This is a genomic window from Curtobacterium flaccumfaciens (genome assembly GCF_051548005.1).
Classification (GTDB): Bacteria; Actinomycetota; Actinomycetes; order Actinomycetales; family Microbacteriaceae; genus Curtobacterium.
This window is the reverse complement of record NZ_JBPUGH010000095.1, coordinates 1-13,381: the sequence shown is the minus strand read 5'-3', so window position 1 is coordinate 13,381 and position 13,381 is coordinate 1. Positions and strand designations below refer to the sequence as shown.

Below are 13,381 nucleotides of genomic sequence, written 5' to 3'. Positions count from 1 at the left end.
GGGGCGGCCCCGCCGTCCAGCGCGAGCGCCTGCGTGACGAGGGCCGTCCCGAGTCCGCGGCCACGGGCCTCCCGGCGGACCGCCAGCTCGAGCTCACCGTCGCGCACCACGGCGACGCCCTGCTCGTCGCCGATGACGGTGGCACGCCCCGCCCGCACGTCGACCAGGGTCTGGTCGGAGAACGGCCGCGGCTCGCCCTCCGCCGTGAAGGCGTCGAGCGCGACGGTCACTGCCCGGCCAGCCGCTCGGCCTCGTCCTCGTAGACGTTGAACCGGTAACCGACGTTCCGGACCGTGCCGATGAGCGACTCGAGGTCGCCGAGCTTGGCGCGCAGTCGTCGGACGTGCACGTCGACCGTGCGGGTGCCGCCGAAGTAGTCGTAGCCCCAGACCTCGCTGAGCAGCTGCTCGCGCGTGAACACCCGGGAGGGGTGCGTCGCGAAGAACCGGAGGAGCTCGAACTCCTTGAAGGTGAGGTCGAGCGGCCGACCCCGGACCTTCGCGGAGTAGCTGGCCTCGTCGATGACGACGCCGGAGGCCTGGATCTTCGTGCTCGCGGGCTGCTTGGCCGCGCGACCGGCCGCGAGCCGGATGCGCGCGTCCACCTCTGCCGGGCCGGCGGTCTCGAGCACCACGTCGTCGACGTTCCACTCGCTGTTCACCGCCGTGAGACCGCCCTCGGTGACGACGAGGACGATGGGGGTCGGCGAGCCGCTCGTCACGAGGATCTTGCAGAGCGCCTTCGCGCCGACGAGGTCGACCCGGGCGTCGACGAACACGAGGTCGCTCTGGGGCGCGTTCACGAGCTGTGCGGCCTCGGCGGGGACGTGGCGGATCCGGTGGCTCAGGAGACCGAGGCTCGGCAGGACGTCGCCGGGCGCGGCCGATGTGAGTACCAGGAGCTGGGCCACAGGACCTCCAGGGCGTGGGGGACGTCGTGGACACATCCTAGTGATGCTCGGGATGTCCCCCGCCGTCCGGGCGGACGGTGCGGGCGGGCGCGCCAGCGCGCAGCCTCGGGCTGCCGCGCGGGCGGACGGTCCTCGTCGCGCCTGTCATGATGGGGCGCGTGACCGAGCCCGTGCCGCCCGCCGACCAGCGTCGCCTCAAGCTGACGTCCGTGCTCCCCGTGTGGCTGCTCGCGGTCGTCGGCGCCGTCCTCGTGATCACGCTCGCGCAGAAGGACTCCTTCGCGTGGCTGCTCCTCGTCTTCGTGCTCTGCGTCCTCGTCAGCTTCGTCCTCCAGCTCATCACCGCGACGAAGGACGGACTGGTCGAACGGATCAGCATCGCGTCGTCGGGGGCCTTCGTCGTCGTGCTCGTCACCGCCGTGGTGCTCCTGGCGCGTTGAGCCGGTCCGCGTAGACTCGGGGCATGGATTCGCTGCTTGCGCTCGAGCTCTTCTACGTGGGCCTCCTCGGCCTGGCGTCGCTCGCGATCGCGTTCGTCTCGGTGACCGTGATCGTGAAGCTGTTCAAGGGTCAGCGTTGATCGAACTGCCGGAGGGTCTCGCGCCCGAACTCGTCCCGCTGTCCTGGCTCGTCGGCGTCTGGGAGGGCACCGGCGTCGTCGAGTACCCCGTCGGCGACGAGGACGAACCGCGGAAGTACGACTTCGGTCAGCGCGTGAGCTTCAGCCACGACGGCCTGCCCTACCTCAACTACTCGTCCACGACGTGGCTGCTCGACGACGAGCACACCCCGCTCGCTGCCGAGATGGGCTACTGGCGGCTCGATCGACCGCACGAGCCCGGTGACCGCGGTCCCGCGATGCTGCTCGGTGACGGACCGACCCCGTTCGGCACGACCCAGAGCGTCGAGACCCTGCGGAACGCGACGGACGGTTTCGACGTCGAGGCCGCGATCGTGCACCCGACCGGCGTCAACGAGCTCTACGTCGGCCGCGTCCGCAAGGGCCGGATCGACCTCGCGACCGACGCCGTGATGCGCTCGCCGAACGCGAAGGACTACACGGCGGCGACGCGCCTGTACGGCCTGGTCGAGGGCAAGCTGTTCTGGGCGTGGGACATCGCCGCACTCGGACAGGAACTCACCTCGCACGCCTCGGGGCAGCTCGCGAAGGTCGACTGATGACGACGCCGTTCGCGTCGCGTCCGGGATTCGTCGCGGGCGACCGCGGGGTCGCCGCGCACTACGGCAACCCGCTCGGCGAGCAGCGGCTGCTCGAGCGCGGTCGTGCGGTCGTCGAACTCGGGCTCGGCGTCGTCACGGTCACGGGCCCGGACCGGCTGTCCTGGCTGAACTCGATCACCTCGCAGCTCCTGACCGGCCTCCGGCCCGGCGTCTCCACCGAGACCCTCGTGCTCGACGCGTCGGGTCGTGTGGAGCACGCCGCCCGCGTCGTCGACGACGGCGAGACCACCTGGCTGCTCACCGAGCCGGACGACGCAGCCCCGCTCGCGGGGTGGCTCGACTCGATGCGGTTCATGCTGCGTGTCGAGGTCACCGACCGGTCGGCGGACTTCGTCACGCTCGGCCGGTTCGCCGGGGCCGTCGGCCCCGCGGACGCCGCGGTCGAGTGGGTCGACCCGTGGAGCGAGGTCGCGCCCGGTGGGTGGGGCTACGCCGCCCTGGAGGCACACCCCGCCTCCGACTGGACCCTCCGCATCGCCGTGGTCGCCCCCGGCACCGCGGCCGCGATCGCCGCGTCGGACGTCGCCGCCGCGGGGCTCCTTGCGTACGAGGCCCTGCGGATCGCCGCCTGGCGCCCCGCGCTGTCGGACGTCGACGAGCGGACGATCCCGCACGAACTCGACTGGCTCCGCTCCGCCGTGCACCTGTCGAAGGGCTGCTACCGCGGGCAGGAGACGGTCGCCAAGGTCCACAACCTCGGGCACCCGCCGCGTCGTGCGGTCCTGCTGCACCTCGACGGCTCCGACGCCGTGCTCCCCGCCCCCGGCACGCCCGTGCTGCTCGACGAGAAGGAGGTCGGGCGACTCGCCGCCTCGGCCGTGCACCACGAGCTCGGGCCGATCGGGCTCGCGGTCGTGAAGCGGTCCCTCGACCCCGACGCGACGCTGACGCTGCTCGCCGACGAAGTGGTCGTGACCGCGGCGCAGCAGGTGATCGTGCCCCCGGGCGCCGGAGCCACGGCGAACGTGCCGCGGCTGCCCCGCCTCGGAGCCGTCCGCCGCTCCTAGCGCGCGCACCGTCCTCAGCCGGCCGGGGCCACGGCCTCCCACGAGACGGTGAGCTCGCCGAGGCGCCAGCGCGAGACCCCGTGGAGCACCGGCCAGCCTCGGTCCCGCATGCCGCCGACGGCCGCGAGCCACCGCTGCCGCGGCCCGTACGTGCCGAGCGGCGCCGCGACCGCCCACGCCAGGTCGAGGTCGCGGAGGAAGTCGTGGACGCGCTCACCCGGCACGTTCCGGTGGATCAGGGCCTTCGGGAGCCGTTCCGCCACGATGCTCGGCACGTCGAGGCCCGCGAGGCGCAGCGACACCGTGAAGGTCCGCGGGGCGACGTCGTCGAGCGTCACCCAGGACGCCACCCGCCCGACCTCGTTGCAGGTGCCCTCGACGAGCGCACCGCCGGGCTGCAGACGGTCCTGCATGATCCGCCAGGAGGCGACCACGGCCGATTCGTCGTACTGCCGCAGCACGTTGAACGCCCGGATGACCGCCGGACGCCGGCCGCCGGGCGTCGGGGTCTCGAAGCCCCCGAGCCGGAAGGTCACGCCGTCCCGCGTGCCGGCGTTCGCCCGGGCAACCCGCTCGGGCTCGATCTCGATGCCGGTCACCTCGACGTCCGGACGGACGCGGGCGAGCCGGTCGCGCATCTCGAGCGTCGTCGTCGGGCGGGCACCGTAGCCGACATCGGCGACGAGCGGGTCCGACGTCCGGCGGAGGACCGGGAGTGCGGCGATCCACCGGTCGACGCGGCGGAGCCGGTTGTACCCGGTCGTCCCGCGCGTCACGTTCCCGATGGGCATGGACCCCAGGCTACCGAGGCGTACCCGCTCGGTAGACTCGGGCGCATGACCTCCACGCTCGTCCTGCTCCGTCACGGCAACAGTGACTGGAACCAGAAGAACCTGTTCACCGGTTGGGTCGACGTCCGACTCAGCGAGCTGGGCGAGAAGGAGGCGAAGCGCGCCGGCGAGCTCATCGCCGAGTCGGGCATCGTCCCGGACGTCCTGTACACCTCGCTGCTCACCCGTGCGATCCAGACGGCCGACATCGCCCTGCTCGAGGCCGACCTCGCCTGGCTCCCCGTGAAGCGCGACTGGCGTCTCAACGAGCGGCACTACGGCGACCTGCAGGGCAAGGACAAGGCCCAGACGCTCGAGCAGTACGGCGAGCAGCAGTTCATGGAGTGGCGTCGGTCGTTCGACGTCCCGCCGCCCCCCATCGCCGACGACGCCGAGTGGTCGCAGGCCGGGGACCGCCGCTACGCCGGCCTCGGCGACCAACTGCCGAAGACCGAGTCGCTCAAGCTCGTGATCGACCGCCTGCTGCCGTACTGGGAGTCGGACATCACGAAGGACCTCGGCGCGGGCAAGACGGTGCTCGTCACGGCACACGGCAACTCGCTGCGCGCGCTCGTGAAGCACCTCGACGGCATCTCGGACGACGACATCGCCGGGCTCAACATCCCGACGGGCATCCCGCTCGTGTACGAGCTCGACGACGACTTCCGTCCGACGAAGCCCTCGTACTACCTCGACCCCGAGGCCGCCGCGGCCGGTGCCGCTGCCGTCGCCGCGCAGGGCGCGAAGAAGTAGCACCGAGCACCACGAGGAACGCCCCGCCGATCACCGGCGGGGCGTTCGCGTGTCCGTGCCAGCTCCGGGAGCGACTGCTCAGACGAAGTGCGACGCGATCTCCTGCACCAGCGCACCCACGTCGTACGGCTTCGCGGTGTCCACCCGGACGACGGGGACGCCGGGCAACGCGATCGGTCCGGCCGTGGCCGCGTGCTCGTCCCAGAAGGCGATGACGTCCGTGAGGTCGCCGTGCACGTCGTGCCGCACCGGGAGCGTGCCGGGCTCGTAGCGTTCCCGCAGCCGCTCGTCGGCGGTGGCCCGGTCGACGTCGCACCACACCTCGACGGCGCGCGGCGACCCGGCGGAGGCGAGCCCGGCCTCCAGGAGGTCGCGGTCACGTGACGGCAGCCAGACGGCGTCGAGGACGACCCCGTTCTCGACGGCCCGCGCCATCGACCACATCGTGTCCATGGCGATCGCGCCGAGGTCGCGCGAGGCGATCATCGGACCGGCGATGTCCGCCAGCGGCTCCTTGATGCGGTCCTTCGACAGGAAGGGGCAGCCGAGCACCTCGGCGAGGGCAGCTCCCACCGTGCTCTTGCCCGAACCGGGCATCCCGTTGACGACGATCGCGACCTGAGCCATGCCACGATCCTCCCGTCAGAGCGGGAAGACCGCAAAAGCGCGCGTCAGGCGGGGGAGGTCGTCACCGAGGCTGCGCCGGCCCAGTCGCCGGTCGCCAGGTACTCGACCTTCTTCGCGATCGACACCGCGTGGTCGGCGAAGCGCTCGTGGTACCGCGAGGCGAGGGTCGCGTCGACGGTGTCGATCGGGTTGCCCTTCCAGGTCTCGCCGAGCACGAAGTCGAAGACGCTCGCGTGCAGCTCGTCGACGGCGTCGTCCTCGTCGCGGATCTCCGCCGAGAGCGCGATGTCCTCGGTGGCGAGCAGCCGCGTGAGCTTCTGCGCCATCGCGACGTCGTGCGCACCCATCTTCTTGAAGGTGCCGCGCAGGCCCTTCGGCACGACCTTCTCGGGGAAGCGCTGCCGGGCGAGCTGCGCGATGTGCTCGGCCATGTCGCCCATCCGCTCGAGCGAGGAGCTGACCCGGAGCGCGGTGACGACGACGCGGAGGTCGCGGGCGACGGGTGCCTGGCGGGCGAGGATGTCGATGGCGACCTCGTCGAGCTCGTTCGCGGCCTCGTCGATCTTCGCGTCGTCGGCGATGACCTCTTCGGCGAGGGCGACGTCGGACTCGCTGAAGGCCTGGGTGGCCCGGGTGATGGCGGACTCGACGAGCCCGGCGATCTCGGTCAGTCGCTCCTGGACGTCCTGGAGTTCCTGCTGGAAGACTTCGCGCATGGGGGATGTGCCTCTCTCTGCGGTACCGGTCGAGTGTCGTCAGCGCAGGTGAACGGATGGTGACCTGCGGCTGAACGTTGCTGCGGACCGGCCCGGAACCGCGCCGGACGACGGTGAACGGCGTCCGAACCGGGTGTGACCATCCCTACACTGACGGCATGGACAACGCGTGGCTCGTGCCACTGTCGATGCTCCTCGGCGGGGTGTTCGGCGCGGGCGTCGTGGTGCTGATCATCACCGCCGAGCGCACGGCTCGTGCGGCCGACGTCGCGGAGCGGACGCTCCCGGACGGTGTCGCCGCGGTGATCGCCACCATGCACAACCCCGCCGTGGTCGTCGACCCCTCGAACACGGTCGTGGCCGCCTCGCCGCAGGCGCTCACGGTCGGACTCGTCGTGCGTCGGCGGCTCGTGCACACGGAACTCCGCGATCTCGTCGACCGCGTCCGCGCGAGCGGCGAGATGGGTTCGGAGGACATGGAGCTGCCCCGCGGCCGGCACGGCGAGCTCATCGGCTACCTGAGCTTCCGCGCGGCGCAGCTCGGCAACCGGTACGTGCTCGTCACGGCCGACGACCTCACCGAGAGCCGGCGCATCGACGAGGTCCGGCGTGACTTCGTGGCGAACATCTCGCACGAGCTGAAGACCCCGATCGGCGCCATCGGCCTGCTGTCCGAGACCCTCGTGGCCGCGGCGGACGAACCCGAGCACGTGCGGAAGTTCGCTGCGCAGCTCGTCACCGAGTCCGAGCGGCTCGGTGCCCTCACGAAGGACATCATCGAGCTGTCCCGCCTGCAGTCGGTCGACGCGCTCGAGTCGAGCGAGGAGACGTCGATCGACCGCATCGTGCAGGCCGCCGTCGACGCCAACGAGATCGTGGCCCGCGCGCGCGACATCGACATCGTCCGCGCGAAGAAGACCAAGCTGCGGGTGATGGGCGACCCCGGCCTGCTGCAGGTCGCGGTGTCGAACCTCATCGCCAACGCGGTGAAGTACTCGCCCGACCACACCCGCGTCGGTGTCGGCGTCCGGAGCACGAAGGGCTTCGTCGAGATCGCCGTCACCGACCAGGGCGTCGGCATCCCCGAGGCCGACCTCGACCGCGTGTTCGAGCGGTTCTACCGGGTGGACCCCGCGCGCTCGCGGGCCACCGGCGGCACCGGGCTCGGACTCGCCATCGTCAAGCACGTCGTCGGCAACCACGGCGGCGACGTGCGCGTCTGGTCGCAGCCCGGCAAGGGCTCGACCTTCACCATCCGCCTGCCCGAGGCGGACACCGACCTGACCACCGCACTCGAAGAGCAACTGGAAGAGCAGCCATCGTGACCAAGATCCTCATCGTCGACGACGAGCCGGCCCTGAGCGAGCCCCTGGAGTTCCTGCTGCAGCGCGAGGGGTACGAGACCTCCGTCGCCGCCGACGGCGTGACGGCGCTGTCGAAGTTCGACAGCGAGAACCCCGACCTCGTGCTGCTCGACCTCATGCTGCCGGGGCTCTCCGGCACGGAGGTCTGCCGGCAGATCCGTACGCGGTCGAACGCGCCGATCATCATGCTGACGGCGAAGGACTCCGAGGTGGACATCGTCGTCGGGCTCGAGCTGGGCGCCGACGACTACGTGACGAAGCCCTACTCGACCCGGGAGCTCCTCGCCCGCATCCGTGCCGTGCTCCGTCGCCGGACCGAGGACGACCCGGGGGACTCGGGCATCCTGCAGGTCGGCGGGATCCGGATGGACGTCGAGCGCCACACGGTGTCGGTCGACGGCTCGGAGACGCCGATGCCCCTCAAGGAGTTCGAGCTCCTCGAGCTGCTCCTCCGCAACGCCGGTCGGGTGCTCACCCGCGGCCAGCTCATCGACCGGGTGTGGGGCTCCGACTACTTCGGCGACACGAAGACCCTCGACGTCCACATCAAGCGGCTGCGGTCGAAGATCGAGCGGGTGCCGAGCGCGCCGGAGGTCCTCGTGACGGTCCGCGGCCTCGGGTACCGCATCGAGGCGTAGCGCCGCGCGTCACGCGGAGGGCGCGTCTCCGCCCCGCGCGTCGCCCCGCGCGTCACCCCGCCGTCGGAACCGGGTTCCGCCCACGACACCACGGACGAGCGCGGTGCGGTGTCCGGAACCTGGCTCCGGCGGGCGCCCGCCCCGCGGCAGTGTCGCAACGCACTGGAGGCGCGGTGCCGGTCTCGGGGACCGGCACCGCGCCTCCAGGCGGTCGCGCCGCGTGACGGGCGCTGTGCGCTGTGCGCTACGGGTTGATCGGGGCCTCGGTCGTCGCGTCGCCCGACGGCTCGTCGGTGCTGCGCGAGGTCGCGGAGTCGGAGGGCTCCGTCGTCGCGCTCGGCGCCGAGGTCGGTGCGAGGGTCGCGTACTCCTCCTGCGCCGTGGTCAGGACCGGCACGTTCAGCGAGACGCCCTCGGCGCCCGAGTACGAGAAGTACACCTTGACGAGCGAACCGGGCTTCGCGTCGGCCTGGTCGAACACGACGTCCGTACCCGCGGCAGCGGTGGAGCCCTGCGTGCCGTCGCCGTTCGTCTCGGTGCCCGGGGTCGGCGTCGCGCCGGAGTCGGATGCGGCGAGGTCCACGCGGGAGTTCTTCGGGACGTCGATCGTCTCCGTGTCGCCACCGACCTCGATCGAGAGCGTGACGTTCTTCGAGTCGGAGCTGTTCACGAACGTGCCGATGAAGCGGGCGCTCTCGCCGTCGTCGGAGATGAGCAGCGCGTTCCGGATGTCGATCGAACCCGTCTTGGCGTTCGTGCCGTCGGTGACCTGCTGGATCTCCGCCGTCCCGACCGGCGAGACGAACGCGCACCCGGTGGCGCCGATCGCGATGGTTGCCGCAACGGCGACGGACACGAGTACCCGAGCTCGCAAGAGATTCCTCCGGAAGATCACGTTTGGGGACCGGACGGTCCGACCCCATCCTAGCGATCACCTGGGAGGGCGAGTGCCCAGGGCACCCTTACCCGAACACCCCTTGTGGTAAACTGGGTGTCTCGGAACGGAGCCTGATACATGCAATTCGAGGTCGGCGAGACCGTGGTCTACCCCCATCACGGGGCGGCAACCATCTCTGAAGTGAAGACGCGCGTCATCAAGGGCGAGGAAAAGGTCTACCTGAAGCTGCGTGTGACGCAGGGTGACCTGACGATCGAGGTGCCGGCGGACAACGTCGACCTGGTCGGCGTGCGCGACGTGATCGGCAAGGAAGGACTCGACAAGGTGTTCGAGGTCCTCCGGGCACCGTTCACCGAGGAACCCACCAACTGGTCCCGCCGGTACAAGGCGAACCTCGAGAAGCTCGCCTCCGGCGACGTCATCAAGGTCTCCGAGGTCGTGCGCGACCTCTGGCGCCGCGACCAGGACCGCGGGCTCTCCGCCGGTGAGAAGCGCATGCTCGCGAAGGCCCGGCAGATCCTGATCTCCGAGCTCGCGCTGGCCGAGAAGACCGACGAGGACAAGGCATCGACCGTCCTCGACGAGGTCCTCGCCTCCTAGCGCGTCCGAAGCACTGGACACCACTGCGACCGCTCTGCTCCCCTCCGGGGTGAGCAGGGCGGTCGTCGTCGTCGCGGCCGGTTCCGGCACGCGCCTCGGCATCGGTACGGCCAAGGCGTTCGTCCCGGTGGCCGGGTCGCTCATGCTCGCGCGGGCCCTCGAGCCGCTCTTCACCCTCGGTCCGCCGACACTGGTGGTGGTGGTCGCCCCCGCCGACCGGCTCGACGAGTGCCGGCAGGTGGTCGCCTCGGTCGCCGGAGCGGCGGTCGCGTACACCGCGGTCGTCCCGGGAGGCACGGATCGCCACGCGTCGGTCCAGGCCGGTCTGGCAGCGCTGCCGGACTCCGTCGACGCCGTGCTGGTGCACGACGCGGCGCGCTGCCTGACGCCCGCTGCTCAGTTCGAGCGGGTCTTCGGCGCAGTCGCCGCGTCGGGTGACGGGGTCGTCCCGGCGCTGCCGGTCGTGGACACCGTGAAGCGCGTGGACGGCGACGTCGTGCTCGAGACCGTCGACCGGTCGGTGCTCGTCGGGGTGCAGACGCCGCAGGGGTTCCCGCTCGCGGCGCTCCGGCAGGCCTACGCCGTTTCCGGCCGGTCGGAGACCGACGACGCCGGCGTGTTCCAGGCCGCGGGACGGACGGTCCGCTCGGTCCCGGGCGACGCGGACGCGTTCAAGATCACGACGGCGTGGGACCTCCGCCGTGCCGAGTCGGTCGTCCGCGCGCGGTCCGGAGCGGACGGGTTCGGCGTGCGGATCGGCCTCGGGGTCGACGTGCACGCGTTCGACGCGGCCTCGCCGTGCCGCGTCGGACTGCTGGACTTCCCGGGGGAGCCGGGTCTCTCCGGGCACAGCGACGGGGACGCGGTGGCGCACGCGGTCTGCGACGCGCTGCTCTCCGCCGGCGGGCTCGGCGACATCGGCGGGCGCTTCGGCACCTCCGACCCGCGGTACGCCGGCGCGGCCGGGGACGTCTTCGTGCGGGGCGCGGTCGAGCTGCTCGCGTCCGCCGGGTTGGCGCCGGCGTCGGTCACGGTCCAGGTGATCGGCAACCGGCCGAGGATCGGGTCACGGCGGACCGAGATGCAGGACGCCCTGGCCGCCGTCGTCGGGGCTCCCGTGGCGGTGTCCGGCACGACCACCGACGGTCTCGGCTTCACCGGTCGGGGCGAGGGGCTCGCGGCGATCGCGACCGCCGTCGTCCGGCAGGCCTGACGGACCGCGACACACCGGCGTCCTAGGCTTGGGGGCGTGACCGTTCGCCTCCACGACTCCCGCGCCGCAGCCGTCGTCGACCTCGTGCCCCTGGTCGACGGACACGTGAGCGTCTACGTCTGTGGCCCGACGGTGCAGTCGTCGCCGCACATCGGGCACCTCCGCTCCGCGCTCGTCTACGACATTTGGCGTCGGTGGCTCACGTACCGCGGCTACCGGGTGACGCTCGTCCGGAACGTCACGGACATCGACGACAAGGTGCTCGACCTTGCCGCCGGCACCGACGAGGAGTGGTTCGCCCGGGCCTACCGCGTCGAGTTGGAGTTCACCGCGGCCTACCGTGCGCTCGGGATCCTGCCGCCGACGTACGAGCCCCGGGCGACGGCGAGCGTGCCGCAGATGCACGAGATCATCGAGCGCCTCATCGAGCGCGGGCACGCCTACGCCGCGCAGGACGGCTCCGGCGACGTCTACTTCGACACCGGCAGCTGGGCGTCCTACGGCGCGCTCACCCGGCAGCGTCGCGAGGACATGGTCGACGCCGCCGACGCCGACCCCCGCGGCAAGCGCGACCCGCGGGACTTCGCGCTCTGGAAGGGCCGGAAGGACGGCGAGCCCGACACCGCGGTGTGGGACAGCCCCTGGGGTCCCGGCCGTCCGGGCTGGCACATCGAGTGCTCGGCGATGAGCCGTCGGTACCTCGGTCCGGCGTTCGACATCCACGGCGGCGGGCTCGACCTCCGGTTCCCGCACCACGAGAACGAGCTCGCGCAGTCGACCGCGGCGGGCGACCCGTTCGCGACGTACTGGTTGCACAACGGCCTCGTGACCGTCGACGGTCAGAAGATGTCGAAGTCGCTCGGCAACTCGATCTTCGCGGCCGACTTCCTCGCAGCGGCCCGTCCCGAGGTCGTCCGGTACTTCCTCGGTGCCGCGCACTACCGCTCGTCGATCGACCACCACGACGGGTCCTTGGCCGAGGCGGAGGCGGCGTACGACCGCATCGCCGGCTTCCTGTCCCGTGCCGCTCCGCGGCTCGAGGGCGTGCAGCTCCACGACGCGCCGGCCGTCCCGGAGGCCTTCGCCGAGGCGATGGACGACGACCTCTCGGTGCCGCAGGCCCTCGGCGTGCTGCACGAGACGGTGCGTGCCGGGAACGCCGCCCTCGACGCGGACGATGCGGACGGGCTCGGTCTCGCGTACCATCAGGTGGCCGCGATGGTGGAGGTGCTCGGCATCGACCCGCGAGCGGCCCACTGGTCGAGCGGCGGTCAGGACACCTCGGCCGCCCCGCTCGCAGCCCTCGTCGAACGCCTCGTGCAGGAGCGTGCCGACGCCCGGGCCGCACGGGACTTCGCGACGGCCGACCGCGTGCGTGACGACCTCGCCGCCGCGGGCATCACCATCGAGGACACCGCAGCGGGTACACGCTGGAGCATCGCCTGACCACGGCCGTGCCGAACAGGAGCTGAGCATGAAGAACGTTTCCGGGAGCAAGAAGGGCCGTCCGGGCGCCGTCCGGTCGGGCCGCAAGGGCAACAAGCAGGTAGGCTCCGGCGGCCAGGGCGCGCAGGCGCTCGAGGGCCGGAAGCCCACGCCGAAGGCCGAGGACCGCCCGTACCACCCCGCAGGCAAGCGCAAGGCGGCCAAGGAGCGGCTCGAGGCCGCCCGTGGTCGTCACGGTGCGTCGAGCGCCCCGCAGCAGCGGTCCGGCCGTCCGCCGCAGCGGAAGAGCGACGACTCCGAGCTGGTCACGGGGCGGAACTCCGTGCTCGAGGCCCTCCGCACGAAGACGCCCTCGACGACGCTCTACATCGCGTCCCGCATCGAGGTCGACGACCGCGTGAAGGAGATCCTCGCGCTCGCCAACCACCGCGGCGTGCCGATCATCGAGCTCATGCGCCCCGAGCTCGACCGCATCACCGGCCACGACAGCGTCCACCAGGGCGTCGCGCTCAAGGTCCCCGCGTACGAGTACGCCGTGTCCGAGGACGTCGTCGAGCGGGCGTTCGCCAAGGACGAGGTGCCGCTCATGGTGGCGCTCGACGGCATCACCGACCCGCGTAACCTCGGTGCGATCATCCGGTCGACCGCGGCGTTCGGCGGGCACGGGGTCATCGTGCCGCAGCGTCGCTCGGTGGGCGTGACCGCGTCGGCGTGGAAGACCTCCGCCGGTGCCGCAGCCCGCACCCCGGTCGCGATGGCCCCGAACCTGACGCAGACCCTGAAGTCGCTCAAGTCGATGGGCCTCTTCGTCCTCGGCCTCGACGGTGACGGGGACGTGGAGCTCGACGGCCTCGAGCTCGCCGACCGCCCGATCGTGATCGTGGTCGGTTCCGAGGGCAAGGGCCTGTCGCGCCTCGTCACCGAGACCTGCGACGCGATCGTCTCCATCCCGATCTCGTCGGCGACCGAGTCGCTCAACGCGGGCATCGCGGCGAGCGTCACCCTGTGGGAGGTCGCCCGGCGCCGTCGCGCCGCGTAGTCGACGGGCAGAACACGCCGTCGACGTGGAGCCGAGCGGGCAGAACCGGTCGCTCGGCCCACACGAACGTGACAGGGAAGGCCCGCTCGCGCATCGCG

General features: G+C 71.8%; 16 protein-coding genes. 10 read left to right on the top strand and 6 right to left on the bottom strand.

The genetic code is table 11. The features are described 5' to 3' along the window. A partial coding sequence (locus ACSW7Y_RS11645) for a GNAT family N-acetyltransferase (RefSeq protein ID WP_438126443.1) occupies nt 1–230 on the bottom strand: 230 nt, incomplete at its 3' end. Then, entirely contained in the window at nt 227–910 is a 684-nt protein-coding gene (locus tag ACSW7Y_RS11640; RefSeq protein WP_438126442.1) for a response regulator transcription factor, read from the bottom strand. The genes ACSW7Y_RS11645 and ACSW7Y_RS11640, both read right to left, overlap by 4 nt. 158 nt (nt 911–1,068) lie before the next feature. Here ACSW7Y_RS11640 and ACSW7Y_RS11635 point away from each other — a divergent pair, with 158 nt between their 5' ends. The 3 genes from ACSW7Y_RS11635 (at nt 1,069) to ygfZ (ending at nt 3,159) form a co-directional block, all read left to right on the top strand. Next, nucleotides 1,069–1,350, top strand: coding sequence for a hypothetical protein (locus ACSW7Y_RS11635; RefSeq protein WP_148286137.1), 282 nt, complete (start codon nt 1,069–1,071; stop codon nt 1,348–1,350). 136 nt (nt 1,351–1,486) lie between these two features. Continuing rightward, nucleotides 1,487–2,089, top strand: coding sequence for an FABP family protein (locus ACSW7Y_RS11630; RefSeq protein WP_438126441.1), 603 nt, complete (start codon nt 1,487–1,489; stop codon nt 2,087–2,089). Beyond that, complete coding sequence (gene ygfZ, locus ACSW7Y_RS11625) at nt 2,089–3,159, top strand: CAF17-like 4Fe-4S cluster assembly/insertion protein YgfZ (protein WP_438126440.1); 1,071 nt, start codon at nt 2,089–2,091, stop codon at nt 3,157–3,159. The genes ACSW7Y_RS11630 and ygfZ overlap by 1 nt, the downstream gene beginning before the upstream one ends. A gap of 14 nt (nt 3,160–3,173) precedes the next feature. Here ygfZ and ACSW7Y_RS11620 read toward each other — a convergent pair whose 3' ends face one another. Further along, nucleotides 3,174–3,950, bottom strand: a complete 777-nt coding sequence (locus ACSW7Y_RS11620; RefSeq protein ID WP_438126439.1) for a class I SAM-dependent methyltransferase — start codon at nt 3,948–3,950, stop codon at nt 3,174–3,176. Nucleotides 3,951–3,995: 45 nt separating this feature from the next. Between ACSW7Y_RS11620 and ACSW7Y_RS11615 the strand changes: the two genes are divergently transcribed. Then, on the top strand, nt 3,996–4,742 hold the full coding sequence (locus ACSW7Y_RS11615) for a phosphoglyceromutase (RefSeq protein WP_438126438.1): 747 nt from the start codon (nt 3,996–3,998) through the stop codon (nt 4,740–4,742). 78 nt (nt 4,743–4,820) lie between these two features. On the opposite strand, the gene ACSW7Y_RS11610 is transcribed toward ACSW7Y_RS11615, so the two are convergent. Together ACSW7Y_RS11610 and phoU are read right to left on the bottom strand one after the other, a co-directional pair. Further along, a complete protein-coding gene (locus tag ACSW7Y_RS11610) occupies nt 4,821–5,369 on the bottom strand; it encodes an AAA family ATPase (RefSeq protein WP_438126437.1) in 549 nt (182 codons plus the stop codon). Nucleotides 5,370–5,413: 44 nt separating this feature from the next. Further along, the gene (gene phoU, locus ACSW7Y_RS11605; RefSeq protein WP_438126436.1) at nt 5,414–6,085 is read right to left on the bottom strand and encodes a phosphate signaling complex protein PhoU; all 672 of its coding nucleotides are present in this window, start codon (nt 6,083–6,085) and stop codon (nt 5,414–5,416) included. Between the two features lie 158 nt (nt 6,086–6,243). On the opposite strand from phoU, the gene ACSW7Y_RS11600 reads away from it, so the two are divergent. Together ACSW7Y_RS11600 and ACSW7Y_RS11595 are read left to right on the top strand one after the other, a co-directional pair. Beyond that, nucleotides 6,244–7,410, top strand: coding sequence for a sensor histidine kinase (locus ACSW7Y_RS11600; RefSeq protein WP_438126435.1), 1,167 nt, complete (start codon nt 6,244–6,246; stop codon nt 7,408–7,410). Beyond that, on the top strand, nt 7,407–8,087 hold the full coding sequence (locus ACSW7Y_RS11595) for a response regulator (RefSeq protein ID WP_438126434.1): 681 nt from the start codon (nt 7,407–7,409) through the stop codon (nt 8,085–8,087). The genes ACSW7Y_RS11600 and ACSW7Y_RS11595 overlap by 4 nt, the downstream gene beginning before the upstream one ends. A gap of 244 nt (nt 8,088–8,331) precedes the next feature. Here the strand turns inward: ACSW7Y_RS11595 and ACSW7Y_RS11590 are convergent, their stop codons facing one another. Next, on the bottom strand, nt 8,332–8,943 hold the full coding sequence (locus ACSW7Y_RS11590) for a hypothetical protein (protein WP_438126433.1): 612 nt from the start codon (nt 8,941–8,943) through the stop codon (nt 8,332–8,334). A 159-nt stretch (nt 8,944–9,102) separates the two neighbouring features. On the opposite strand from ACSW7Y_RS11590, the gene ACSW7Y_RS11585 reads away from it, so the two are divergent. Genes ACSW7Y_RS11585 through rlmB form a run of 4 tightly spaced genes read left to right on the top strand, consistent with a single transcriptional unit; the run spans nt 9,103 to nt 13,283 of the window. After that, nucleotides 9,103–9,585 carry a CarD family transcriptional regulator gene (locus tag ACSW7Y_RS11585; RefSeq protein ID WP_017888066.1) on the top strand — a complete coding sequence of 161 codons (483 nt, stop codon included), beginning with the start codon at nt 9,103–9,105 and terminating at the stop codon, nt 9,583–9,585. A gap of 49 nt (nt 9,586–9,634) precedes the next feature. Further along, complete coding sequence (gene ispD, locus ACSW7Y_RS11580) at nt 9,635–10,798, top strand: 2-C-methyl-D-erythritol 4-phosphate cytidylyltransferase (RefSeq protein ID WP_438126432.1); 1,164 nt, start codon at nt 9,635–9,637, stop codon at nt 10,796–10,798. A 36-nt stretch (nt 10,799–10,834) separates the two neighbouring features. Next, the gene (cysS, locus tag ACSW7Y_RS11575) at nt 10,835–12,244 is read left to right on the top strand and encodes a cysteine--tRNA ligase (protein ID WP_438126431.1); all 1,410 of its coding nucleotides are present in this window, start codon (nt 10,835–10,837) and stop codon (nt 12,242–12,244) included. 28 nt (nt 12,245–12,272) lie between these two features. Next, nucleotides 12,273–13,283 (top strand): 23S rRNA (guanosine(2251)-2'-O)-methyltransferase RlmB, encoded by a 1,011-nt coding sequence (rlmB, locus tag ACSW7Y_RS11570; protein WP_438126430.1) that lies wholly within the window; start codon nt 12,273–12,275, stop codon nt 13,281–13,283. Nucleotides 13,284–13,381 lie beyond the last annotated feature (98 nt).